At 44.1% G+C, this 24,651-nt stretch carries 21 protein-coding genes; 3 read left to right on the top strand and 18 right to left on the bottom strand.

The features are described 5' to 3' along the window. Positions 1 to 135: 135 nt before the first annotated feature. From AMS66_RS06910 to AMS66_RS06840, 15 genes are all read right to left on the bottom strand, one after another. Positions 136 to 981: a carbohydrate ABC transporter permease gene (locus AMS66_RS06910; RefSeq protein WP_053780117.1), complete on the bottom strand. Its 846-nt coding sequence runs from the start codon at positions 979 to 981 to the stop codon at positions 136 to 138. Further along, positions 974 to 1,888 (bottom strand): carbohydrate ABC transporter permease, encoded by a 915-nt coding sequence (locus AMS66_RS06905; RefSeq protein ID WP_053780092.1) that lies wholly within the window; start codon positions 1,886 to 1,888, stop codon positions 974 to 976. The genes AMS66_RS06910 and AMS66_RS06905 overlap by 8 nt, the downstream gene beginning before the upstream one ends. Before the next feature lie 36 nt (positions 1,889 to 1,924). Beyond that, complete coding sequence (locus AMS66_RS06900) at positions 1,925 to 2,620, bottom strand: beta/alpha barrel domain-containing protein (RefSeq protein ID WP_053780091.1); 696 nt, start codon at positions 2,618 to 2,620, stop codon at positions 1,925 to 1,927. Between the two features lie 26 nt (positions 2,621 to 2,646). After that, complete coding sequence (locus AMS66_RS06895; protein WP_053780090.1) at positions 2,647 to 3,942, bottom strand: ABC transporter substrate-binding protein; 1,296 nt, start codon at positions 3,940 to 3,942, stop codon at positions 2,647 to 2,649. Between the two features lie 103 nt (positions 3,943 to 4,045). After that, entirely contained in the window at positions 4,046 to 4,813 is a 768-nt protein-coding gene (locus AMS66_RS06890; RefSeq protein WP_053780089.1) for a response regulator transcription factor, read from the bottom strand. A gap of 4 nt (positions 4,814 to 4,817) precedes the next feature. Continuing rightward, positions 4,818 to 6,641: a cache domain-containing sensor histidine kinase gene (locus AMS66_RS06885; protein WP_053780088.1), complete on the bottom strand. Its 1,824-nt coding sequence runs from the start codon at positions 6,639 to 6,641 to the stop codon at positions 4,818 to 4,820. A gap of 209 nt (positions 6,642 to 6,850) precedes the next feature. Continuing rightward, a complete protein-coding gene (locus tag AMS66_RS06880; RefSeq protein ID WP_053780087.1) occupies positions 6,851 to 7,744 on the bottom strand; it encodes an NAD-dependent epimerase/dehydratase family protein in 894 nt (297 codons plus the stop codon). A gap of 156 nt (positions 7,745 to 7,900) precedes the next feature. Further along, on the bottom strand, positions 7,901 to 8,089 hold the full coding sequence (locus tag AMS66_RS06875; RefSeq protein ID WP_053780086.1) for an aspartyl-phosphate phosphatase Spo0E family protein: 189 nt from the start codon (positions 8,087 to 8,089) through the stop codon (positions 7,901 to 7,903). 1,281 nt (positions 8,090 to 9,370) lie between these two features. Beyond that, on the bottom strand, positions 9,371 to 10,270 hold the full coding sequence (locus AMS66_RS06870) for an ABC-2 transporter permease (RefSeq protein ID WP_053780085.1): 900 nt from the start codon (positions 10,268 to 10,270) through the stop codon (positions 9,371 to 9,373). After that, positions 10,263 to 11,162: an ATP-binding cassette domain-containing protein gene (locus AMS66_RS06865; RefSeq protein WP_053780084.1), complete on the bottom strand. Its 900-nt coding sequence runs from the start codon at positions 11,160 to 11,162 to the stop codon at positions 10,263 to 10,265. The genes AMS66_RS06870 and AMS66_RS06865 overlap by 8 nt, the downstream gene beginning before the upstream one ends. A gap of 99 nt (positions 11,163 to 11,261) precedes the next feature. Next, positions 11,262 to 11,777 (bottom strand): hypothetical protein, encoded by a 516-nt coding sequence (locus AMS66_RS06860; RefSeq protein ID WP_053780083.1) that lies wholly within the window; start codon positions 11,775 to 11,777, stop codon positions 11,262 to 11,264. A gap of 372 nt (positions 11,778 to 12,149) precedes the next feature. After that, a complete protein-coding gene (locus AMS66_RS06855) occupies positions 12,150 to 12,329 on the bottom strand; it encodes an aspartyl-phosphate phosphatase Spo0E family protein (RefSeq protein WP_053780082.1) in 180 nt (59 codons plus the stop codon). 200 nt (positions 12,330 to 12,529) lie between these two features. Next, positions 12,530 to 13,876: a helix-turn-helix domain-containing protein gene (locus AMS66_RS06850; RefSeq protein ID WP_053780081.1), complete on the bottom strand. Its 1,347-nt coding sequence runs from the start codon at positions 13,874 to 13,876 to the stop codon at positions 12,530 to 12,532. A gap of 30 nt (positions 13,877 to 13,906) precedes the next feature. Continuing rightward, the gene (locus tag AMS66_RS06845) at positions 13,907 to 15,277 is read right to left on the bottom strand and encodes a helix-turn-helix domain-containing protein (RefSeq protein ID WP_053780080.1); all 1,371 of its coding nucleotides are present in this window, start codon (positions 15,275 to 15,277) and stop codon (positions 13,907 to 13,909) included. Positions 15,278 to 15,528: 251 nt separating this feature from the next. Next, the gene (locus AMS66_RS06840; protein ID WP_053780079.1) at positions 15,529 to 16,929 is read right to left on the bottom strand and encodes a helix-turn-helix domain-containing protein; all 1,401 of its coding nucleotides are present in this window, start codon (positions 16,927 to 16,929) and stop codon (positions 15,529 to 15,531) included. A gap of 270 nt (positions 16,930 to 17,199) precedes the next feature. Here AMS66_RS06840 and AMS66_RS06835 point away from each other — a divergent pair, with 270 nt between their 5' ends. Continuing rightward, positions 17,200 to 18,330, top strand: coding sequence for an LLM class flavin-dependent oxidoreductase (locus AMS66_RS06835; RefSeq protein ID WP_053780078.1), 1,131 nt, complete (start codon positions 17,200 to 17,202; stop codon positions 18,328 to 18,330). Between the two features lie 102 nt (positions 18,331 to 18,432). On the opposite strand, the gene AMS66_RS06830 is transcribed toward AMS66_RS06835, so the two are convergent. Next, positions 18,433 to 19,008, bottom strand: a complete 576-nt coding sequence (locus tag AMS66_RS06830) for a TetR/AcrR family transcriptional regulator (protein WP_053780077.1) — start codon at positions 19,006 to 19,008, stop codon at positions 18,433 to 18,435. Between the two features lie 268 nt (positions 19,009 to 19,276). Between AMS66_RS06830 and AMS66_RS06825 the strand changes: the two genes are divergently transcribed. Beyond that, a complete protein-coding gene (locus AMS66_RS06825; protein WP_407944526.1) occupies positions 19,277 to 20,476 on the top strand; it encodes an MFS transporter in 1,200 nt (399 codons plus the stop codon). 120 nt (positions 20,477 to 20,596) lie between these two features. On the opposite strand, the gene AMS66_RS06820 is transcribed toward AMS66_RS06825, so the two are convergent. Next, a complete protein-coding gene (locus tag AMS66_RS06820; RefSeq protein WP_236703254.1) occupies positions 20,597 to 21,640 on the bottom strand; it encodes an alkene reductase in 1,044 nt (347 codons plus the stop codon). Positions 21,641 to 21,826: 186 nt separating this feature from the next. Here AMS66_RS06820 and AMS66_RS06815 point away from each other — a divergent pair, with 186 nt between their 5' ends. Continuing rightward, the gene (locus AMS66_RS06815) at positions 21,827 to 22,690 is read left to right on the top strand and encodes a LysR family transcriptional regulator (RefSeq protein WP_053780075.1); all 864 of its coding nucleotides are present in this window, start codon (positions 21,827 to 21,829) and stop codon (positions 22,688 to 22,690) included. A 546-nt stretch (positions 22,691 to 23,236) separates the two neighbouring features. Here AMS66_RS06815 and AMS66_RS06810 read toward each other — a convergent pair. Continuing rightward, entirely contained in the window at positions 23,237 to 24,343 is a 1,107-nt protein-coding gene (locus AMS66_RS06810) for a Glu/Leu/Phe/Val family dehydrogenase (RefSeq protein ID WP_053780074.1), read from the bottom strand. Between the last annotated feature and the right edge of the window lie 308 nt (positions 24,344 to 24,651).

Raw genomic sequence — 24,651 nt, 5'->3', positions numbered from 1 at the left:
CACCCTGCCGTCCAGCAGCGATAGCTGCTGCTATGCCCGCCGGGCCCCCTCCTACAATAACCACTTCCGCTTCTTCCTTTTTCATACTCATCCGTTCACTCAAGTGATATCACTCCTTCCGTTCTATTGCATGGACTACTCTTTCAGTCCGGTCATGGCAACTCCCTCAATAAAGCGCCGTTGTGCCAGGAAAAAGACAATCAGCAGCGGCAGGGTCGCCATGACGGTGGCACTCATCAGATATTGCCAGGCTGTACCCACTTCATCCGTGAATAGGGATAACCCAAGCGGCAGCGTCATCAGTTCTCTCGAGTTAATGAAAATCAATGGATCGAAAAACTCATTCCAGATCGTCACAAAAGTAAAGATCGTCAGCGTAGCCATACCGGGCTTGGCAATCGGGAGCATAATTCGCGCATAGATCCGGAATCGGTTGCAGCCGTCAATCATCGCTGCTTCCTCCAGCTCGGTCGGCACCGTAATGAAGAACTGCCGCATCACAAAGATGCCAAACACACCACCCGCCCCAAAGATTGGCAGTAAAATCAGCGGAAGATGTGTATCAATCCACCCCAGCTGACGCATAAACAGAAACATGGGAATTGCCGTCACCTCATGGGGAATCATCATCGCACTCAGCAGGATGAGAAATACCACATTACGTCCCTTGAACGGAATTTTGGCAAATGCGTACCCGGCGAGAGATGCAAAGAACACCGTACCCAGCACAACCACAGCAGCAATATATACACTGTTAAAATAAAAACGATGAAACGGAATCAATCGAAAGACATCGATGTAGTTCTGAACTCGGAAGGTATCCGGTATCCACTGTGGTGGATAGGTAAATATGCTCTGAGGTTCCTTGAATGACGTCGATATCATCCAGATAAATGGAACAAGCATGATCAGCGAGATCAGTGTCAGCAACAAGTACGTACCAAGGGCACTACCTGTCTTGCGAAACGAAGAACTAGGCATCGCCTTCATTGAATACCCACCTCTTTCGAAGCTGCCATTGCAGCAGCGTCAGGATTAGCACGATAAAGAACAGCACATACGCCAACGCGGAAGCGTAGCCGAATTGAAATAATTTGAACGCTTTTTCCCAAATATAATAGACCAATACCTTCGTGCTGTTGCTCGGCCCGCCCTGTGTCATGACATAGATTTGTCCAAACACCTTGAGCGAGCCAATCACGGTCATTACCATAGTTAGAAACACCGTTGGCGTAATCATGGGCAGCGTGACGTTAAAGAAAGTTCCCCTTCTGCCCGCACCGTCCAATGTTGCCGCTTCGTACAATGAACGCGGCACCTGCTGAATGGCTGCAATGAACAGAACCATATTCAGACCCACATTCTTCAATACACTCGTCACAATAACCGCCGGCATCGCCAGGTCCTGATTGTAGAGCCAGGCCGGACCCTTGATGCCCATCATCAACAGAAGCTGATTGATCAGTCCCGACTCCGTTGCATACATCAGCTTCCATACGATGGACCATACAATCAGCGAGGTCATGACTGGAACGAAGATGGCTGTGCGGAAAATCCCGATGCCGCGCAAACTTCTGGATAGCAGCAATGCGAGCATCAGGGCGAGCACAATATTCAGCGGTACAAGCCCCGCAGTGAAATAGACCGTATTGGCAAGCACCTTCCAGAACATAGCGTCTGTCATCACATTCCGGTAATTTTCCAGTCCAATAAAATGATGCTCCCCCAGCAGCGGCCAGTCGGTCAGGCTCATGTATAGCGCCAAACCCATGGGAAACAGCAGCAGCAGGGTAAATCCGAGCACCATCGGTGATACGAACAGCCACCCCGCGATCTGGGCCTCTCTGGCGAGCGGACCTCTTCCTGTACGCTTGCGTGAATGGGTCACAGTCAGGCCCTCCTCCCTTTTTCATCAGCTTCTTGCCTAATCCAATCTATCCACCGCATTACGGAAGCCGCTAACAGCCCTTCGCAGCTGTTCCTCTGCCCTGCCTGTTACAACCGCTCCAAGCATGATCGCCTTGACCCCGGTATCGTGCAGCACCCGAACATCCTCCGGCACGAGCTTACGCTGAGAAGGAACCAATACCGGAATCTGCGCCTGCAAAACCAGACGGCGATACTTGAGCACATCCGCGAAGCTTAGTGGTGTGCCATATTCCTTTCCGGACACAATGGATGCCTCCAGGGCGGTGAAGCCGTAATGCACCGCTGACGTGACAAGGCAAGGTTCATATTCGTCATTGATCGCAAACGTTGGGTCCAGCCCCAGATCATCCAGCATGAAGGAAGGCAAGTGATGTGCGTAGATGGAATAAAAGTCCAAACCCAGGCCGGAGAGGCGCTCCACGTCCTCCCGCCTTGCTCCATCAATACTGCCGGACGGTACAACGCCCATCGGGCCGCTAAACTCGCTACGGATCGCCTGAAATACCTCGGCATAGTTGTCCAGTGGACCAAATTGGTTCCCGCTGGCGCGATGACCGACATTATAATGCACCTTTAGTGCATCAGCGCCCTCTTCGATTGCCGCACGGGCCAAAGACAGATCGTTCTCGGGTAAGCTGACCACAAGTGACAGCGATTTCCGATCAAGCAATTCCTTGAATTTGCCCATCATCCTACCCTCCAATTTCTATAAAAGATTTATTGTTGCAGCACGCTTTGGACCTCTTCCTGCATTTGTTTCAGATTATCCTCGGCTTTCGCTGAACGGGCGAACAGGCGGTCAAATCCCTGCAACACCGCATTGTCGATATCCTGCCAGCGGATATGGCCGGGAATCAAGCGCGCTTTCGGCATTTCATCAATCACCGCCTGCACAATATGCTCCTTGCTTGGATTATTCGGCTGATTAATGAACGCATCGGAGTTCAGAACAGAGGTCCGCGGAGGCACAAAGTAGGTGGCTGTCGCCTGAATGCCCTGCTCACTGGCAAAATACTTCAACAGCTTTTTGGTTTCCTCCGGATGTTTGCTGTCGTTGAACATGGCATATCCAGCCTGCCCCAGCATCGGTACACTGCCCTGTGAACCGGAAGGCATGGGAGCGATGCTCCATTCAAAATCCGTAATCTCCCTTGCTTTGGAGACATAGCTGTAGTTATCGAAGAACATGCCCACATTGCCAGCATCAAAGCTGACTTGCTCGCCCGCTTTTGGATGCGATTCATCAGTGAACATCATGCGCTCCAGCAGTTCAAAGGTCTGTACGCCATAGGCGTCGTTCCAGGTGAACTTCGTCATGCCTTCGTCGAATGGACCGCTGCCATTAGACCAGGAATAGGAGGAAAGCACAGCCCAGGTCTTCCAATCTCGAAAAAAGTTGGCGCCATAGATTCGGTTGGTAGCCTCCTTGCTCGTAATCGCCTTGGCGGACTCCTCGAACTGTTCCCATGTCCACTGCCCTTGAGTGGCTAATGTGTTGGGATTGGTCAGGCCGGCTTTGTCGAACAGCGTTTTGTTGTAGAACATGACCACCGGAGGTGTGGAAAAAGGTAACCCTAGCAGCTGATCACCATCACGGAACAAATCCAGCGTGCTTGGAATATAATCATCCAGCTTAAACTGTGCATCATCCTTGAACTCGGATACATCGGCCAGGATGTGATTGGATTTGAATTGTGGCACCATCCGCTCCGATACCCAGGCAATATCCGGGAGAGAGCCGCCAGCGGCAAGCACAGATATTTTTTGCTGGTATTCCGCGAAGGGCACGGATTCCATCGTTACCTTAATGCCCGGATTTTCCTGCGTGAAGCCATCGATCAGCTTCTTGTATACATCCATATGTGCCTGATTGCCCCACATCATGAACTTCAGCTCAATTTCTCCATTCTCTGAGGCTCCATTTCCAGGATCAGTGCCTGAGCTGGAGCTTGTGCATCCGATTAAAGCAAAAATCATGAATACGAGCATAAGCATCAGTGCTGCTTTTTTCATGAAAATCCCCCTTAAGGACTTAGTGGTATAGATGTGCAACCAAAGTATAACGAAGGTATCGACCGCCAATAAATCACGTCAATTACAGAAATGGTATGGTTTTTCAAGAAATACTGAATCGGTCACGATATTCCCCTGCTGTCGATCCAACCTGCTGCTTGAATACCAGCATGAAGTGCTTGGGACTCTGATGCCCGGATAACCGCGCTACGTCATAGATTTTGAGACCCGTGTTGATCAGCAGCCACTTGGCCCGCTCCATACGTGCCTGAACGATGTATTCGGAGTAATTGGTCCCTGTTTCATTCTTGAACAGCTGGCTTAAATAGGTGGGATTCAGGTTCACTAGACCTGCTATGGTCTGAAGTCGCAGATCCCCATCGGGATGCTGCTTGATGTGCTCCTTCACATCTCGGATAATCTTCCGCGTATCTCCGCCAGCGTGCTCCTCTTTCCCAGATAACTCCGTGATTGGAAGGGTTGAAATACCGTACCTGCGATCCAGCAGCAATTGAATTTTTTGGATGCATAATGCCAGTTCATGACGTTCAATCGGCTTCAGCAGATAGTTCAACACCCCGTACTGCATCGCCCTGCGTGCATATTCAAACTCCCCGTAGCCGCTAATGATCATCATCAGCAGTTCAGGGTACATATCTCTTGCTTTGGATACCAGTGTCAACCCGTCCATTTCACGCATGCGAATATCTGTGATCAACACATCCGGCACTTCACATCTCAGAAAATCCAGTGCCTCGGCTCCGCTCGAAGCTTCACCTGTTACCTGAAACTGAGGAGCCGCCTGTACAATCAGCTCTCTCAGCCCCTGACGGATGACCGTTTCATCCTCCACCAGCAATACTTTATACATGGCTTCATTCCCCTTTCGGTTGAAGTTGAATGGATATCGTAACAGCCAGCCCCTGCCCGGGACTGCCATCGACGCTTAGGCTGCCGCCTTCTCCATACATGAGTCGGAGCCTTTGGGCGATATTGTTAAGTCCCAGCCTGTCCCCGGCATGACAGCGCAATGCCTCATTGGAAGGCTTCCGAGCCATGGATTCATTTAATGCATCAATCTCTACCTGAGCCATGCCTTTGCCATTGTCACGCACAATAATCAGCAGCTCATCATCAAATTTCAATGCAGATACCCAGATCACCCCGCCATCCGCCTGCCCTTCGATTCCATGGTAGACCGCATTCTCCACCAGAGGTTGCAATACCAGCTTGGGAATCAAACACCCCGTCACAGCTTCGTCGATGTCATAGATTACCTGTAGCTTGCCGTCATAACGTACCTGTTGAATGCGTACATAGGATTGTATAAAAGCTAATTCTTCCTGAAGCGGAACCCTCCGGTCCACCTTATCAATTGTATAGCGCAGCAGCTTACCAAGCGCCGTCACCATATCAGACACCTCAGCGTGCTTCTGGCGGACTGCCATCATGTTGATGGATTCCAATGTGTTGTATATAAAATGGGGATTGATCTGGCTTTGCAACGCCGACAACTCTGCTTCCCGCTCTTGAATACCGAGCAGTAATACCTCATTGAACAGTCGATCGATCTCTTCCATCATCCGGTTAAAGCCCCGGCTAATCTGCCCGAACTCATCATTGCTGAAATGCGCTACGCGCTGGCTAAAGTCCCCCTGCTCCACCCGAATCATATTGTGCTTCAGTCGAATCAGCGGCCTCGTTATACGATAGGATAAGAGAACCGCGAGAATCGCTACGGCCGCCATACATAACACAGCGAATCCGAGCGTAAACGTGAGCATCTCGCCCGACTCTTTCTGAATAACGGCAATAGGTGTAAGGCTGATCACCGAAAGTCCTGAATAGCTGGAATGGTGCTGTACGTAGAGATAGGGCTTCCCTTCAAGGACAACCTTTTGGTTTCCTGCGTAGTCTTGAAGCTGGCCATGCGTTAACAGTTGGTCGTATGCAGACAGACCTCCGGTTGAGGTGCGTTCGAACAGGAGACGCTGCTTGCTGTCGACAATCATCAGGCTCGCATTTTGCTCAAAATTCAGATTGGATAAGAGCTGGCCGAAGGCTTCCAGCCGGATGTCGATAAGAATGTAGCCCAGTCGCTGGAGTGTACCCGGGTCACGAATCTCACGAGCAACTGATATATATGGCTCTTCCTGACTGCCTGTGTAATAGCTGGGTTTGTGTGGAGGAAGCAGACGCCATTCCCCTTCCGAACCGTCAAGCTCTGCAAACCAATGATCTGGTCTGCTGTCCCATACCGGCTTGACCACTAACGAATCCAGATTAGAGAATAGAATGCCGCTGTTGCTGATCAGATGGATGCCACGGATTTCCGGTCGGTCGTAGGCTTGACCGGACGTGTAAAGCTTCATTTTCAGATAGTCATCGGACCTCGCCCATGTACCCGATCCCATCGGAGCATTGTATTTGCCCAGAATACCGAGCACCATCTGATCGTAGAGCGGCAAGAGCGACAAACGTTCGAAGTCTTTCAGCAGTCGATTCAGGTTGGTATTAATCTGGCGGACAATATCAATGGTGAACTGCTCCGTCTTGCGATCAATCGTCTGCGAGAAATGCAAGTAGTTCACTACTCCCTGCAAGCTTAGTGGCAGCAAAGTCAGCGCCAAGAACAACAGGAGCAGCTTGGTGCGCAGATTCATGTTTCTTCCGAAATAACCCTGTACCTTGTCCATCATTTCCGTTCATCCCTCCCTCTCCCGATCATTGTATGAGCTCCCCTCACAGATCAATCTGGATATAACTGGGGTTCATCATATCCAGTTTCCATGATCGTTGGCTATCCTGCCAACCATGGGATTGGTACGGAATTTCAAGATTGAAGCACCGACTTCGAGGAAACACAAAAAAGCCGACTGTATAGCTACAGTCGACTACTCTTCTTGAACTATTCTGTTAGACTAATCTGCTGAACCAGACGAGGAAACCATTCTACCAGTGAGTCAAATGCAAATCCCGCCTCGGCCGCTTTCCCTGTATTCATGTACCAGGACGATGTGATGCCAAAAGGTGAAGAGTGCTCCTTCTCTGCCTCAGGTCGAATGATACCCCTTTTCCCCACAGCATCTTCAATGTTCCCAATCAGTTCATTGATCGATATCGTTCCACTGGACGCCGCATTAACAGGCCCGTTGATCTCAGCATTCCCCAGCCAAGCCAGGAAACGTGCTGCTTCCGAAGAGTGAATGAATCCAATATTCGCTTCCGGGTTAGGTAAACCGATAGGCAGTCCCTGTTGTACATGCTCTATATGAAAATGTAATCGTCTCCTATAATCATCCATACCCAGAACAATCGGAAAACGAACAGTCGCTACAGGAAAAGTTGCCTTTTGTATCAATACAGCCTCCGCTTGTCTTTTGCCTTCCTGATAAGAAACCTCTTCATCTCCTGCATATCGAATGGGATAAGTGTATGGGTCATAGTCCTCTTCATGAAAGCCTTCGTCTCCCTGTGTACCTGCATCATAGACAGATAAGCTTGAAGTTAGGATGTAACGTTTTACTCTGCCTTCAAAGACGTTCGTAGCCGCCAGAGCCGCTTCTGCAGAATAGCAGATTTGATCATACACCACATCCCACTGTTCCAATTCCGCAACATGACTCAATGATGCTTCATTTTCCCTATCGAGAATAATATGGCTGACCTCGGAGCCAAATGAAGATGTGATGTTTCTTCTGCTCGCTACTGTAACTTCGACGCTCTCCTGAGCTGCCCAATGCTCCACAAGTCTTTTACCAAAAAAGCGGGTGCCTCCAAGAATCAATATTTTTTTACTCATTTCATACCCTCCATATACCGTGATAAAGAATCCAGAATGGTGTCCAGACTCTGACGCTCTATGGGGTAAACGATGAAAGTGTATTAAAAGATACGCTGTGAGTGAATTCCACTCACTCGCTCGTTAACTTGCTTATGCATAAAAAAACCGACTGCATTATGCAATCGGCTGTCTTTTCATAAAGTGCTTCTTATATTTAAAACGATTATATTCATTAATAAGCTCGTCCAATACCATCGACTGTTGAAGGACTTTGTAGTCTTGCATGCCATGATTCTGCGCCAAACGACTTAACTCATGCCTGTTCTGTTCGATTTGGTCTCTGATCTGCTTCGGTTCTCTCACAGCATGCACCCCCTCTTTTTAAAACATTTTAGGATACATTGCCAAAAAATTCATATTTTATTCCTTTGCAAAATAAAATGTTTGTTTACAGAGGGATACTTTCAACATCAAGCATTTTGCATAGAGATATGAAACATTCTCATCGCTACAATATGTGCGCAAAGATATTAAGATCATGTCTACATATGGTGTTCAGAAATGTTTGGTCGAAGAATTTAAGAACTGAATTTTTATCACTTTATTAATCAAGCTCTGATAACCATCCCTTGACGGGAGGTTATCATTGGAGTTGAATTAAGGTAGTCTGAAAGGGGAGCCTCAGAACTCAATTAACGGAAATATCATCTCAGTCTATTCCATATTACGTATAATCTCAGCAGATGCTATTTTCCACGTGGAATTACTACGAGTCACTTTAAAAATTAGAGCGCCCGATTTGATCTCCGTGATTTAATTTATGTCGTCATAAATAATGATCTCAAAACTAGAAATCACTTCCTTTTATTTTGAGTTAGTATGAGTTGTTTTATAAGTAACACTAGGTCTTTGGAGATTGTTAATAGTATGATAATTCAGGAATCGAATCACAGAATCAGGATAGGCGTAAGACATTCTCTCATTCCGAACGTTTCCCCCAGACGATTCGAATTACAAATCGGTTCCATGTTCATGGTTATGTCATCGAGAGTGTTTAGGAGATTCTAAAATCGATTCAACACAGGTTATCTCCCCGGGCCAAAGCCATCCCGAAAAGCCATTATCGATCGCTGAATCCACCCATGGATCTGCTTTCTGAACAGAGCAAAGCTCAATTAGAAAGCCTACTCACCTTCTCTCCGTTGTGACGCAGAGTCTGGGAATTGAAAGAATCTTTCTCTGAGTGGTATAACTACTCTCCCAACATTCATGTAGCTCACTTGGGATTCAAACGCTGGCTGGAGTAAGGCGAAACCATTGAGCACCCTGCCGTCCGCAACACATTGAAAACCATGCGAAACAGCCAAGAGGAGATCGTGGATTACCATCACTTGTTGTTTTACGAATGCCACAATGGAAGGAAAGCATAAACTGATTAAAGCTTACCAGCGTCGGCACTACTTCACTCGTACTTGGGTGTGTTACAAAGCAGGTATTTTAGTCGAACGCAATCGACGATATTTAATAATTTGAAGAATTCAACCACTAATTTCTAGATTGGGCCAAAAAATTGTTCAAAAAAAGAGCCTATCTTAAAAATGGCTAATTAATACTAATTTAAGAATGTGGCGGTTTAAAAGACTTCTATGGCATGAGAGTCCTTTGTTTCTTTAAAGCAATCCATGTTACTAGCAGGAAAAACATTGTATACGCTAAGGTAAACAGCATGCTTGTAGTTACAGAATATATGTCAGGCATATCGTAGAATGATACAATTCCTCCATAAGCAGTATCTCTAAATAAAATAGGAAGCATTGATTTCTGAATGAATAAAGGTAAATACTGTCCTACAGACCAACTATGGAACACTGATGATTCAATGGTTGGGTAGATAAAACCAACGATGATCCCCGCCATTAAACTTTTGCTCAAAACGGTGATGCAACCTGCAAACATCCCCCACAATAATAGACTTATTATAGAACCTAAAATTTGTGGAGAATAATCTTTAATCGTTATTATTTTCGAGTTTACTAAATCCATCGGAAGATTAAAAACAACTGGAGTGACAAAGCTAAACATAATGCCTACAAGTATTGTCATCAACATAAACAAAAGTATAAATGTAAATATAGCCATAACTTTTGTAAGCAGCACTTCTAAACGCGTCAAGCCTTGAACCCATAATTGTCTGAGCGTAAAGCTACGGTATTCTATTCCAAATATCAGCGCACCAATGATAGAGATTACTATCGGTCCTAGGGCATTTACAGAAGCCAGCGAATAGGCTATTGCCATTTTAGAACTTAAAATAAATAACATCGCGGATAAAGAACTGCTGGAAGGATCTGAACCACTGATAAATTGATATGTTTGCTCCACGGAATATCCACTATTATCCATAAACGCTTGGAATGAGTTTTGAAAGTTTGAACCGACACTTAAATATGTGTATATAACAAATACTAGGAAGATCACAGTTGACCATATACTGAACGGGTGTTTAATAAGCTTAATGCATTCATTCGTATATGATTTAATCATTATTTCCCTCCTCTATAAGCTGATTGTAAATAGATTCCCATTCTTGTACATGATTCAAAGTGATCCATTCGTTAATAGAAACATTTTTTTGGCGTAATGAATCTTGAAAAGACTCAAATGTACAATTTTGATTAAGCGTAATTTGCCAAGAAAAACGATCTAACCTGTTTGCATTTCGTACTTCATCAAGTTCCAAAAGTTCATTCGTGCTAAATTCTGCATTTACTTTTATTTGAATTAATTTTGGTTGCACATCATTATTATAATCAGATATATCTAATTCTTTTTCAATTCGTCCATTAATAATCATCCCAAGTCTATTACAGCATTTTTCTATTACATCCCACTCATGACTCGCTATAACAAAACAACATCCTTGATTTGACATTTCATGAATTACTTCAACCAACTTATTATAGGAATAAATATCGAGTCCATTTGTTGGTTCATCCAAAAGGTAAACTTTCGCATTCTTCGAAAGAGCAATAGCTATTCCTAGTCGTTGTTTCTGACCAAAAGACAGCGTCTTCACTTTCTTTTTCATTATTTGTGATGTAGTCAGATCTAGTTTTTTTAATATATTCAATGCTCTTTGGGGATCAGGGGATAATAATCGCACATTATCGTTACCCGTTAAATGTGCGTAGAAAGAAGTGGGTTGGAATGACATACTCGTTTGGTTAAATTGATTTAATTTCTCTTCAATAAAAATATTTCCTGAGGTTGGTGAGAGGAGTCCAGCTAGGCTGGATAATAAAGTAGTTTTGCCAGAACCATTGATTCCGACCAATGCATAAACATCACCAGCATTGAGAGAAAGTGAAATATTATTTAGTATCAGATCATTTTTAAATTTGATCTTCAAGTTATCTACTTTCAGAATTCTGTTCATATTAGCTCCTTTCGACTCTCATCCTTTATACCAACAAATACTTGGACAAGGTCATTATATACCCATCCAAGTATTTGTGTTTTTCATATGTTTTCTAACTTATTGAGCAGTTGAGCTACCAGTCGAAGAAACATTAATTAGAATACGACTTGTAAATTCTGATCCTCCTGCGTGACCCCATGGTGTAGGAATTCCGCTCTCAAACAATACGCCTTGGTTTGTTTGACCCGTTGAAGTATATTTATAATTCCATTTGTTCTCTTCGTCTTTGAAGCCGTAGAGCGGGGCAGTAGAATTATTTTGCCACAAATTACCGAAGTTTGTTATTTTACCGTCATCCCAAGTCCATTGAGCAAACGCTTCTTGAGTTGCAACTGTAATTCCATACAAATTTTTATAGCTTTTCAGCCATGAATGAGTTGAAATTGTCGCAAATGTTGAAAATCCATCGTTATTTGCCCCCGGCACTGGGGCTACATATGATTCAGAACCAATAATTGAAGTATCCGGAATTTCCACGTTCTCCGCTGCGAATGTTGGAGCAACACTACCCAATGCCAATCCTGTACTCATAACAGCCACAGACAACATTTTTAAGAATGAATTTTTTTTCATTTTGGAATTCTCCTTTTTTTTGGACTGAAAAACGTTAAAGATCAACCAGCAACACTTCAAAAATTACGCATCTAAATATCGATTACCTCCGTTTCCAGAAAAAGCCGTCAATCTTTTTATAAAACTGAAATTGATTATAATTGACCCCCAATAAAATCTTATAATATTTTGCAAAAAATACTAAAAAACTCTTCTTATGAATAAAAACCTATAAATAAAAGCAATCTCACATGTTCGGTTTCGATTCCTAATTATATGTTCTCTGCAGGAAACTTTAGTTCTTCCTTTACCAATGAATACAACGTTTTTTTGTCATCAGTAACATTTAATATCCTTTCGGAATTGTCTTAAATCTGGTATGTGTATTGTATTTCACTTTTCAATATTCATATTCATTTCTGTGGTAAATCGATTATATTCATTAATTAGCTCATCCAACGCCATAGACTGCTCAAGCACTTTCACACTCGGGATTCCATATTGATCTACCAAGCGACTTAACTCTTGCCGACCTTGCTCGATCTGGTCTTTCAAGACACTCCGTTTTCTCATAGCATGTACCCCTCTAAGACATTCTGGAAAATACTCATTATGACTAAGCTATTTAGTTTTGCTAGTGACTACAAGTGCTTTTAAGAACATAATATATTTTGCATAATTTTGTAAAAATTTTTCTTTAGAAAAAGGCATTGCGCTCTATCTTTTCAAGGAATAAAAAATAAAAAATAGCCTACTGATTGCAGTAGGCTAAACTATAAACTCGCTTCTATATAAATATCATCTATTAATATATTATATTTTTCATGAACTTGATTAGATAAATACTCCTTAAACTGCCCATAGAGATTTACACATTTTGAGATCAGAACGTCATCTTTGACAAAGATACTTAACTCAAAACTTATTAACAGAGAAACAGCTCCGAGTTCAAACCTCTTCTTGTTAAAGTAGTAAAAGGCCAATTCGTAAAATAGCACCACTCTTCGACAATGCCAACTTTGTACAGTATATCTTCCTTGTGAACGTACGTCACTGAATTTAGCATCGATTTGAGCTTTAAATCTAATCAACACCTCATCTATATCATATTGATATCTATTTGCGGATTGAAGGATTTTGACCATTGCAGGGAGAATTTCCTCTTCACTATGTTCAATGTAAGTGATGTATTCAGGGATGACCTCTTTTCTTCCCATCATGACATTATACAAACATTTGTTGAATTTCGCCCATTCTCTAAATTTATGAATGACTTCATAGTCCACAAAATGTTTTGCTTGATTCTCAATAATTTTCTCATACACATCAGTGTATCGTAAGGCTTCCCTGTAATTTTTAGTATAATCATAATAATTTGCAATAAGTAAATTGGCGTAAGCCTTATAAATGAAAAACGGGTATTGTGCTTTGGTTACACGTTTTTTCCTTTGTTTCATAGATAGATCAGCTCGTCGTTCAAGTTCTTGAGATAAATCAAACATTTTATTCCACTCATGAACGCCCCAGTAAGCATTCGCCAAATCCTTAATTGCATCCAGTTGATAGTCCTGATCTACTCGCCCTATAAAAGGTTCAAATTGTGAAATGATTCTTCGATTCTCTTTTTGGTCATATCCCATACTAATAAGAAATATACGATATTTGCACATAGCCAACCGTTCAGAGTGCTGATATTTTTCGCATTCAGACACACATTCATACAAGATAAGTGCTGCCTGCTTCAATCCTCTTTTATATAAATCCTCAGCTACTTCAAATAACTCATCAATGTATGAATGATCATCCGTTACTTGACTAACAACTGCTCTAATCGACTCCAGCTTGCCAAGCTCAGCGCAACGATATATAAACGGTTCCAATCTTCTCCAATGGGGTGCAGACTCAATAAAACATTCCACACCATACATTTCGTAAAAATAACCCTGTGCCAAATCCATTGCTGATGTGATTTGGTCTAGTTGATTCATTGAAATAAGCCTGGTTCCTTTGATGATAGCACTTAATGTACCTACATTAATGTCAGCGATTTCTGAAAATTGCTGTAGTTTATATCCCTTATCCTTTAAGTGATATTCAATATAGAAACGTATTTTGGACATTATCTTTATTGTCCCTCCCCAGATATTTCATTATCGAAAAGTTGGTACACTTAAATTATCTATTAGTTTTGTATACAGCTCTTCTTGGGTCTTACTGGCACGATTTCTGTATTTTCCGTATAAATCTATGCATTTGATACACATCATGTCATCATTACTTGAGACACACCGTTGGAGACTGGTGATTAGATGATCAATCCCTTGATCAATCTGGTTTTGATTTAATCTGTATTTTGCTAATTCGTAGAATAAGCGTATATATCTAAAATTTGATGTCTGTTCGTTATATATTCCCCTCACATATTCTTCTGTTCTAAGTTCGTTAATCTGTTCTTTGAATCTATTTAATGCATGGTCAATATTTAAAGAGTATTGATTAGCCGCCTGGACAATGTATGTGAATGCTGTTGAAATTTCTTCATGATTATTATCTAAGTAATCCAGATAATGATTCAAGACTTCGAAATCACCTGATAGTATTTTGTATAAATATCGATTTCCTTCAGCCCATCCTTTGAACCGTTGTATTAATTCTTGTTCTTCTTTGGTTGGATCGCTAACTTCATCCACTATATTCTCATAAATATCTGTCTTCTCCAAAGCTTGTCTATATTGCTTGCGTTCTTCAAGCACATTTGCCATGAGCAAATTAGCATAAGCTTTATAAGTAAACAAAGGATATGAGGCTGTTCTTAGTTTTCTTTTCCGTCTTTTAGATTGAAGCTGAACTTGAAAATCAGCTTTTCGGAGTAGTTCATCAGCTAACTGAAAGACCTTATCCCATAAATTTATTGCACCATACAAGTTAGCTAAATCTTTAATCGCATCCAGTTGTACTTCCTCATTCAATTTTTCGATAAAAGGTTCAAACTTTAATGCGGCATTCAGGTTATTGAATTTATTCATTGTTTTATGAAGCAGGAAGATGCGGTACTGGCATAAGGCCAACCGCTCCGAGTGTTGATATTTCTCACTGTCCGCCACACATTCATATAAAATACGAGCTGCTTCTTTTAATCCTCTAGCAAAAAAACTTTCAGCCACATCAAATAACTCTTCTATATAAGATCGATCGTCCGTCACATGAGTAATAACTTGTTGTATACAATCCAGCTTACCAAGTTCAGCACACCCGTATAGGTAGGGTTCCAAACGTCTCCAGTGGGGCGCAGATTCAATGAAGGATTCCACCCCGTAACTTTCATAAAAATAACCTTTCTCTAATCCCATTGCAGAAGTGATCTGATTCAGTTGGTTCATAGACATCGGTCTGCTACCTTTAAGAATGGCACTTAATGTTCCAACGTTAATTCCTGTAATATCGGAAAAATGCTGCAACTTGAGATCTTTTTCTCTCATATATTTCTCAATATGTCCTCTTACTTTACGTACCGATTCCACTGTCTCACCTCCATCACTCGAATAACTTATAATTCTATTTGATATAATAAATGTTATTTTAATCCTGTATTTTACATCGGTCAATGTATAATACAATAAAAAAACGTCCCATCTCCAAATAGGAAACAGCACGCTTACCAACAATATATTATAAACTTTAGCTGCCTTAGTATCCCCCAATACCGTGCTCGCTGAATAGCTTTATTATGATATCTATACCATCTGTAGAACTTTGTAACAAAATAAAGGAACTAAACAACGTTAATGCCAATGCCAACATTGCCTTTTTTCTCATATCGACCATAAGCCTCCTTTACAATATCTTTATATTGGGACTCTATTGATTCAGAAGCATGACATCTGTATTCTTCAAATAAACCTACACAATATATTACAGTAGAGTCATCTTTGATCTTCTGGGCAATCGTTAAACAATTAATCAAGTTCCTGAATCCTTCTTGGTATCTCCCTTTAGTTAGCTGGTATAAGGCTAATTTGCCCCAAAAATTAGTATATTGTTTGTTCTTTATTATTGTACTATAACTGCTTTGATAATTAAGTTCATTGAAAAACTTGTGAATGAGCATATCGAATCTTCTAAGAGCGTGATCAATATTTAAATGATACAGATTTGCTGCTTCTATAACTTTAACAAGGCCTAGAAGAGTTTCATTTTCATTAACTTCTATAAAATCGAGATAGGAGTTAAGTGCATCCATGTCCCCCATCATTAATTTGCACGAGTAAGTATTCACTTCAGCCCAATCTTTGAATCGTTTTATAAAAAGTTGCTCTTCTGAAGTAGGTTCTTCAATAACTATATTTGAATAGAGAGAAATATACTTTAGTGCTTTTTCGTAGTCTTTACGTTCACTCCATACCGTAGCCATAATCAAATAAGCATAATATTTATAAGTAAATAATGGGTGCTTGGAAATCGAAATATTATCTATTCCTTTTTTCTTATTTTTATATTGTTCCAAAAATTTAACTCGTTGCAACAGTTCGTCAGCTAGCTGGAATACTTTATCCCAATAATTTAAGCTAGCATATAAATTAGCCAATTCCCTTATCGCATCCAGCTGCCGTTCTTCATCCAGCCTATTAATATATGGCTCGAAGTGCACGGCTGCCCTGAGATTTTCATGCTGATCCTGACCCAGAGATAGTGTGAAAATACGATACTGACACAATGCGAGACGTTCCGAGTGTTGGTACTTCTCACACTCCGCAACGCATTCATATAACATGCGGGCCGCTTTCTTTTGTCCTCGCTCAAGCATGCTTTCTGCCATCTCGAACAATTCGGAAATATAGGATCGATCATCCGTCACTTGCTGGATTACCCTCTGAATACATTCGAGCTTGTCCAGCTCGGCGCATCGTTGCAGAAAAGGTTCCAGTCTTCTCCAATGTGGTGCAGACTCCACAAAACACTCAGCGCCGTAAATTTCGTAGAAATGACCTTCTTCCAGCTTCATGCCTTTGGTAATCAGATCCAGTTGAGCCATGGCGATTGGCCGCGTCCCTTTGATGATCGCACTTAACGTTCCAGCGTTCACACCCGATATATCGGCAAAGTATTGCAGGGTATAGCCCTGTTTCCTGATGTAGTCCTCAATAAAGGAGCGTATCGTAGTTGTAGGTTCCATGTCTCCCACCTCCACAATGAAAATCCATAAATTTGAATTTATATGATATGCACAATTTTAATCCTAAATTTTACAGCGGTCAATAAAAATCGTGGCAATTTTCTGCCCATATGTACAGGAATTGAGTGGCTTTAATCCGCCTTATAGAAAAAATCCATTAGAAGAATACGTGGCAACATGGTAAAGTTAGTTTTAGCTTGAATATCCTACTATTTCCATAGGATTAGACAACCCAGGTGCTTTTCCAATCCAATCCGAGGGGATGGTTAGATGAAATTTGCCCTATTTAGTCTCATGATGAATCTTCCAAATGCCATAACCGGTGAATCACTAACAACACAACAGAAGTTCCACAATATTTTGGAACAAGCCAAACTGGCCGAACGGCTGGGATTCGATGCATATGGGATTGGTGAGCGGCATGGTGCACCTTTTCTGTCTTCCTCACCTCCCGTCGTGCTGACCGCCGTCGCTGCTGCGACTTCACGTATCCGGTTGCTAACAACGGTCACTGTTCTTAGTATACTTGATCCGGTACGGGTTGCCGAGGATTATGCCACGCTGGATCAATTATCGGGCGGACGGCTGGAGATGATCATCGGGAAAGGCAATGACCCTCGGCACTATCCCCTGTTTGGCATTAGCGAAGAGGAACAATGGGATTCACTCGGTGAGCGCTACGAACTGCTGAAACGACTGTGGACTGAAGAGAATGTAACCTGGCAGGGAACGTATCGCCCTCCCCTTCAAGAGGTTACCACTCAGCCGAGACCGCTCCAGCAATCCATTCCGATCTGGCATGGCAGCGCATCGAGCACCCGCTCTACCGAGCTTGCAGCTAAGTATGGCGAACCGATATTTAGCTCCAATTCCTTCCACCCGCAGGCAAAATACAAAGCGTTAATTGACCATTACCGAGAGCGTCTCGATTATTATGGTCATGATGCCAACCGAGCGGTGGTTGGCTCAGGTGCAGGCAGCCTATACCTCGCGAATACACGCGAAGAGGCCATCCGTCGTTATACGCCTTATTATGAGGCGTTTCATGCTACAGCCGCTGCGCAGCACAACCAGTCACCCTTTAAGGACCTGGAGGATAACATTGCGCATGGGCCTGTACTGATTGGTAGTCCGGAGCAGGTCATTGAGAAGATCCTGAATTACCATGCCGCATATGGACATCAGGTGCTGAGCATTAGCGTGGATGGACTAAGCCATACCGAGCAGCTGGAGCAGGTAGAACGCTTTGCCCAGGATGTAGCGCCTGTGTTACGACGCGAAATCCCCAGTTTCATATGGAACGAACCCCCGCTCTTGAACCAGTCACTTCCCTTTTCCTCTTCCACTTCACATTCTTCCGATTCATGGCCCCCAGCCATCTCACCGATCTTCCAGGTATAGTTCTCAGTTCTTCACGTACTCCCCATTCATCCACAAGTTTTTGCATCCAGGGTGATTCTTGCGAATCGCCCTATCCCTCCCCCAAGATGCCTTTCACTATGATTAAGACTTAATGCCTTCAAACAATGAAATCAACGCACGCTGCACGAATTCAGTATCTAACGGTTCGCCAGTCACCAGCATGCGATAGAACATCGCTCCATAGACGAGGTCTATGCACAGTCCGATGTCACAATCCTTTTTCAACTCTCCCCGTTCTACACCTTTTTCAAAAATTCCCCACGCTTCGCGCCGACGAGGCTGAATGTATCTAGTTCGGTATTCTTCTGCAAGCCCTGGATCAGACTGTCCCTCTCCGACAATTTGTGTGATCACTTTTCCTTCCCGGCTGATCAAAAAATCAACCAGATTGCTCGCATGAATGCGCACATCCTCAAATACCGATCCTGTATCCGGTACAGGCAATCTTGCCGTTGCCGCAGACATGTACCCATCCATAATGACAGCACCTTTATTAGGCCACCATTTATATATCGTTGCTTTGCTCACCTTAGCACGTTCAGCAATTTTTTCGATTGTAATCGCTCCGAAGCCGTGTTCCAGTAATAATTCATAGGAAGCTGCAAGAATCGCATTCTGGGTTTCCACATTGCGGGGACGCCCTCTTTTGGCAGTCATCATAAGCCCTCCTTGGTATAACAAAACCATCTGTATTTCATAAAAACGATACGTTCATTATACTAAATCACCGATAAATTAAACAATTTCAAGCTCACTTTACTTTGATAATATAAAAAAAATGTCCGCGCCTATTTACAATACTGAACGTCTAGTATATTATATGTTTGTGATTAGTAAACGCATCGTTTAGTAATTAACATTTTGAATATACGTGTGCATTAATGAAAATGAATTTGAGAACATGTGGGGGTTGATGATTATGCATATGCAAAACGAAGTGAAGGCTAAGCCCGTCCCAAGCTGGTTGATTTTACTTTTGGCTGCGGCATGCGGGCTAGTTGCCGCAAACCTGTATTATGCTCAGACCGTCGTAGGACCAATCAGCGTTACAACAGGGCTTTCCTCTGCTGCTGCTGGATTGATTGTGACGTTAACACAGATCGGTTATGTCATTGGGCTGCTGTTTATCGTACCGCTTAGTGATATTGTGGAGAATAAAAGGCTGGTAACTTTTTTCCTCATCATATTGGTCGTTGGGTTGATCGCCGCCGCCTTCTCTTCCCATGCCGTATTATTTCTGACTGCTTCTCTCGTTATCGGTATCAGCTCAGTCGTTGCACAAATTCTGGTCCCTTATGCCACCTACCTCACTTCGGAGGAGCAGCGCGGACGGGTCGTCGGGAATGTGATGAGTGGTCTGCTACTGGGCATCATGCTGGCTCGACCTGTCGCAAGTTTTATTACGAGCCTGCTCGGGTGGCAAGCGGTCTTTGTCTTCTCCGCAATCATTATCGTTTTGCTGACACTGCTTCTGTCCCGTGCACTTCCTGCACGTCAGCCACAACCTGCGATGAAGTACGGACAATTAATCCTGTCATTAGGTACCCTGCTCAAAACATTTCCCTTGCTCCGCCGCCGAGCCCTCTATCAGGCCAGTTTGTTTGGCGCCTTCAGCCTGTTCTGGACTACAGTTCCCTTACAGCTCGCCAATGAATATGGCATGTCCCAGCAGGGAATTGCCTGGTTTGCACTGGCTGGTGTTGGGGGTGCTATCGCAGCACCGATTGCCGGAAGATGGGCGGATAAAGGGTTAACCCGCATATTAACTGGAGTTGCCATGATCATCGCGGTTGCATCTTTTGGGCTTGCCTATTTGTTCCAGGGCCACTCTACCGCTACCCTTATTCTGCTTGTGATCGTTGCCATCACGCTGGATATGGCAGTCTCGGGCAATCTGGTGCTGGGACAGCGCATCATCTATTCGTTGAGTGAAGCAAGAGGACGGGTAAACGGGATCTTCATGTCGATCTTTTTTGTAGGGGGAGCGATTGGATCATCTCTTGGCAGCTGGTCGTATGCACACGGGGGTTGGAGTCTCACCACATTGATTGGTCTGATCATGCCTCTGCTGGCACTCGGATATTATTTAACGGAAAAGAAAACTGCCGTCGTCAGCACCTCATAACCTTCCTTCCACACGTAAACAAAGGGCAGAGCGATCTTTAGGATCAGCTTCTGCCCTTTTTCTTCAGCATCTTGCATCATTCGATTCAACTCGTTTCTGAGTATTTCGACGCTTATATGCTCACACCAAAACAGACAGATGTGCATTGGCATCGTACTCGACCAGCTGCTGCCCCGTGCGCAATTTTTGTACCAGATCGGGATTGGCGATAAACGGTCTGCCGAACGCTGCCAAATCAATACTCCGATCATGCACAGCCTGCTCTGCTGTTATTGCCTCAAGATCCCCTACGCCAATGATGATGCCTTCCCACTGCTCCCGAATCACCTCATGGAAATTCTGTTCCCCAGTCCAGACTGTGGTGTATCGATCTGTTGAAGGATGCAAGATTGTAATGCCTGTCTCGCGGAACAGATTCAGATAGGCGTTCAGCATGCCAGCCTTGTCTGCCCAGATATAGGAAGGGTCATCATCTTTTTTCTCGGAAAATCGTACCGATATGCGATCCACGCTGATTTCTTTTTGGACTGCAATGATGATTTCCTTCAGAAAACGCAGTCGTCCCTGGATATCGCCTCCGTATTCGTCTGTTCTGTGGTTCGTCTTCTCATTAATAAACTGGTCGATCAGATAACCATGTGCTGCATGCAGCTCAATTCCGTCGAATCCAGCCAGTACCGCATTACGGGCAGCCGTTTGAAATTGTTGAATGGTATCCCGGATATCCTGCACACTCATAGCTTGAGGTATCTGATACGGCTTATGCAATTTATGGACTCTTCCTTGAGCCGGAATACTTGAAGGTGCCTGCGGCGGGGTACCGATCAGATCGGAGTGAGACAGTCTGCCCACATGCCACAGCTGAGCGATGATGGTCCCTCCGTGTTTATGGACGGCGTTCGTTACCTTCTTCCATGAAGCGGTCTGTTCAGCCGTATATAATCCGGGGATACCATAGGTTCCTTTGCCTGCCAGCGAGGGATTAATGCCCTCTGTAATGATCAGCCCCACGCCATCCCGGGCACGTCGCTCGTAATACGCCACCATCTCTTCCGTCACGGTTCCATCCTGATCATTAGCAAATCCTCGGGTAAGGGGTGCCATCACCAGTCTGTTTCTCAAATGCCATTCGTTTATCGTCACCGGGCTCAGTAATGTAGACATATTATTCATCACAACTCCTTCTCCATTGTCAGCATTTTGCATGATTCCATTGCTCTATAAAATGCGCTGTTGATAACGATATTGTAAGCCGGCATATATATATCGTAAAATGATTGAAATATATAGATGTATCTCTCATAGAGATACCTAACACCTCATTTCATTACAGCTTAGGAGGCCAGAGCCATGGAACTCTCGGATATCGATATTATTCTCACGGTGGCAAGGTCCGGCAAAATCTCACAGGCCGCCAAAGAATTGAATTACGCACAATCCAACGTCACCACACGCATCAAAAAGCTGGAGCAGGAATATCAGGTGCAGTTGTTCAACCGTTTTCCCAAAGGGGTGGTGCTGACTTCCAAAGGAGAACAGTTTGTTCAATATGCGACACGCATTCGTGACCTGTTAAACGATCTGGAGCAGGATATGACTGATCCCGGTGAGCCTTCAGGCACATTAAAAATCGGGATTGTGGAGACGGCAGCATCCAGCCGATTCATGGAAATTCTCAATGAATACCAGGTGACCTATCCCGAGGTTTCCATCTCACTTGTTAATGCCACTTCACCCAAAGTGCTGCGCAAGAAAATACAGGAGTATGTGATCGATGGTGCTTTTATTAGTGGTGCTTGCGTGAAAGAGGGTCTGAAAGTGGAATATGAGATGCAGGACACAGTGCATATCATCTCCAAACGGATGGACGTTCCACCCGAAAGCCTGTGTCAGGTTTCGTGGGTCGTTTTCCCAAAAGGCTGCCCATACCGTGAAATTACGGAGGAATATTTGCAGGAAGAAGGTTTGTCTGCTCGTAATATAATTGAAGTAAGCACGATGGATAACCTGCTTAGCTGTGTGGAGTCAGGAGTTGCTTTTACCATTATGCCTTGCAGCGTTATCCATAAGAAACCGGATGAGTTCTCGGTATATGATCTGGCCGAACGATTCACACATACCACAACGACCTTTGTCCGGGGTGAAGATCGATATGTCAGCAGTGCGCTGGATCGATTTGTGAAGCTGCTGAATCAGAAGTGCATTACTTTTTAAGATAAAATTTCGTTTCTCCTATATCTGCTCATCGCTTATGTAGGGTTGAACCCATATATAAAGAAGGCTGGCATCCGTACGGACGCCAGCCTTTTATCTGTGCTTTTTTGGAGTATTTGGGCAGGAGAGTTCAAGAGGCGTTAGCCTGCTCTTTTTCTAAGGAACATAGAACGTCTTATTTGCTCCCCCAATCCCTCTTTTTTAAACGCAAGGAACACCAGAGTCGTTATTTCCTAGAATCTCCTTAAAAAAGCTAAAAACGGCATTAAATTCCGATATAGCGCGTCTCAGGTTCCTTATCCTTCTGCAGACGCTCCAAACCCCTCAATAACACGTCTTAGGTTCGTTAGCGCTCCGCCCTCTACGCCAACCGCAAGCGAGCGGAACAACTCCTAATATCGCTGAAACGAAGGTCTACGAGATGGTAACCCGCTTTTGCGGTGTCTCTATCGCTTGCTCGCCCGCTCCGGCCCTATTGAGGCCACTTCAGCTTCCAATCAGAGGTTTAATGACGCACTCTGATCCGTTTCAATAAATCCTCACCGTTTACCCGCGCAGTCTCCGGGAACTCAGGGCGTGATGACCATTTTGCAGGAACGTGCTGCGTGTATTCTTCATCAGTTCAATCCGGCGTTCAGCCAGACGATCTGCGGCAATATACGTTGCGATGCCTTCGGTCCGCGACGTGTCGAAGATTTTCTCCAGATTATTGTAGATCTCCCCAACCTTGCTCCAAGCTCGATCCGCATTATAGCCGTTCAGCTCATCTGCAATATTGATTACACCACCTGCATTGATCACGTAGTCTGGTGCGTATACGATCCCCATCTCATGCAGCTTGTCACCATGACGCGGCTTCAGCAACTGGTTGTTGGCACAGCCTGCCACAACCTTGGCCTTGAGCTGTTTCAACGTATCATCATTAATTGTCCCGCCCAAGGCACACGGAGCATAAATATCACAATCCACTCCAGTAATGTCGGCAGGGTCTACCGCCTTAGCACCGAATTGATCCACAGCCTGCTTCACGGAATCCTTACGGATATCCGTAACAATTAGATGCGCACCTTCTTCGTACAAATGTTTGCACAGACGCATCGCCACGTTGCCCACACCTTGTACAGCCACGGTTTTGCCTTCCAGCAGATCTGTGCCGAATGCTTCCTTCGCCGCGGCCTTCATGCCCTGATATACACCCCATGCTGTTGCCGGGGAAGGATTACCGGAGGAGCCGTAGCTTGGCGATATGCCTGTAACATAGTCGGTTTCCTGATAGATCAGATTCATATCTTCTTCAGTTGTTCCCACATCCTCTGCGGTGACATAACGCCCGTTCAGTCCCTGAATGTATCGGCCAAAGGCTCGGAACATCGCTTCATTTTTGTCACGGCGCGGATCTCCGATTATTACGGCTTTGCCTCCGCCCAAATTCAGTCCGGATACAGCATGTTTATATGTCATTCCCCGCGCAAGGCGCAAGGCATCTTCAATGGCAGCTTCCTCCGAAGCATAGGTCCACATCCGTGTACCTCCCAGCGCAGGACCGAGTGTTGTATCGTGAATAGCAATAATTGCTTTTAACCCAGAGGCTCTATCCTGGCACAGTACCAGTTCCTCATAATCGTGATGCTCCATTGCTTCAAACCAACTCATGTGTTAACCGTCTCCTCCAACCATTTTTGCGATCCATTCGCCTTCTTCTGTTCGTCTTCCATCCTCTATTGTACCCATGAATACCCAGTTTGTGCAAAATCACATCTCGATGTAACAAAAAGACCTTTCTCTCTTCACAGGGAAAAAGGTTCGTGAACTCCAGTGTAAATTTGGTGAAAAATCGTCTCTCAACATGTAATCATGACAGGGTTTCAACCACGTTGATGGGATGCAGATCCCCACCCACGGCGAATGAAGCTTGACCAGTCTCTTCCGAGACCACCAGCACAACTGCATCCGTCAGTTCA

The organism is Paenibacillus xylanivorans, assembly GCF_001280595.1.
Classification (GTDB): Bacteria; Bacillota; Bacilli; order Paenibacillales; family Paenibacillaceae; genus Paenibacillus; species Paenibacillus xylanivorans.
The sequence above is the reverse complement of the archived record's forward strand: the minus strand, read 5'-3'. Positions and strand labels throughout refer to the sequence as shown.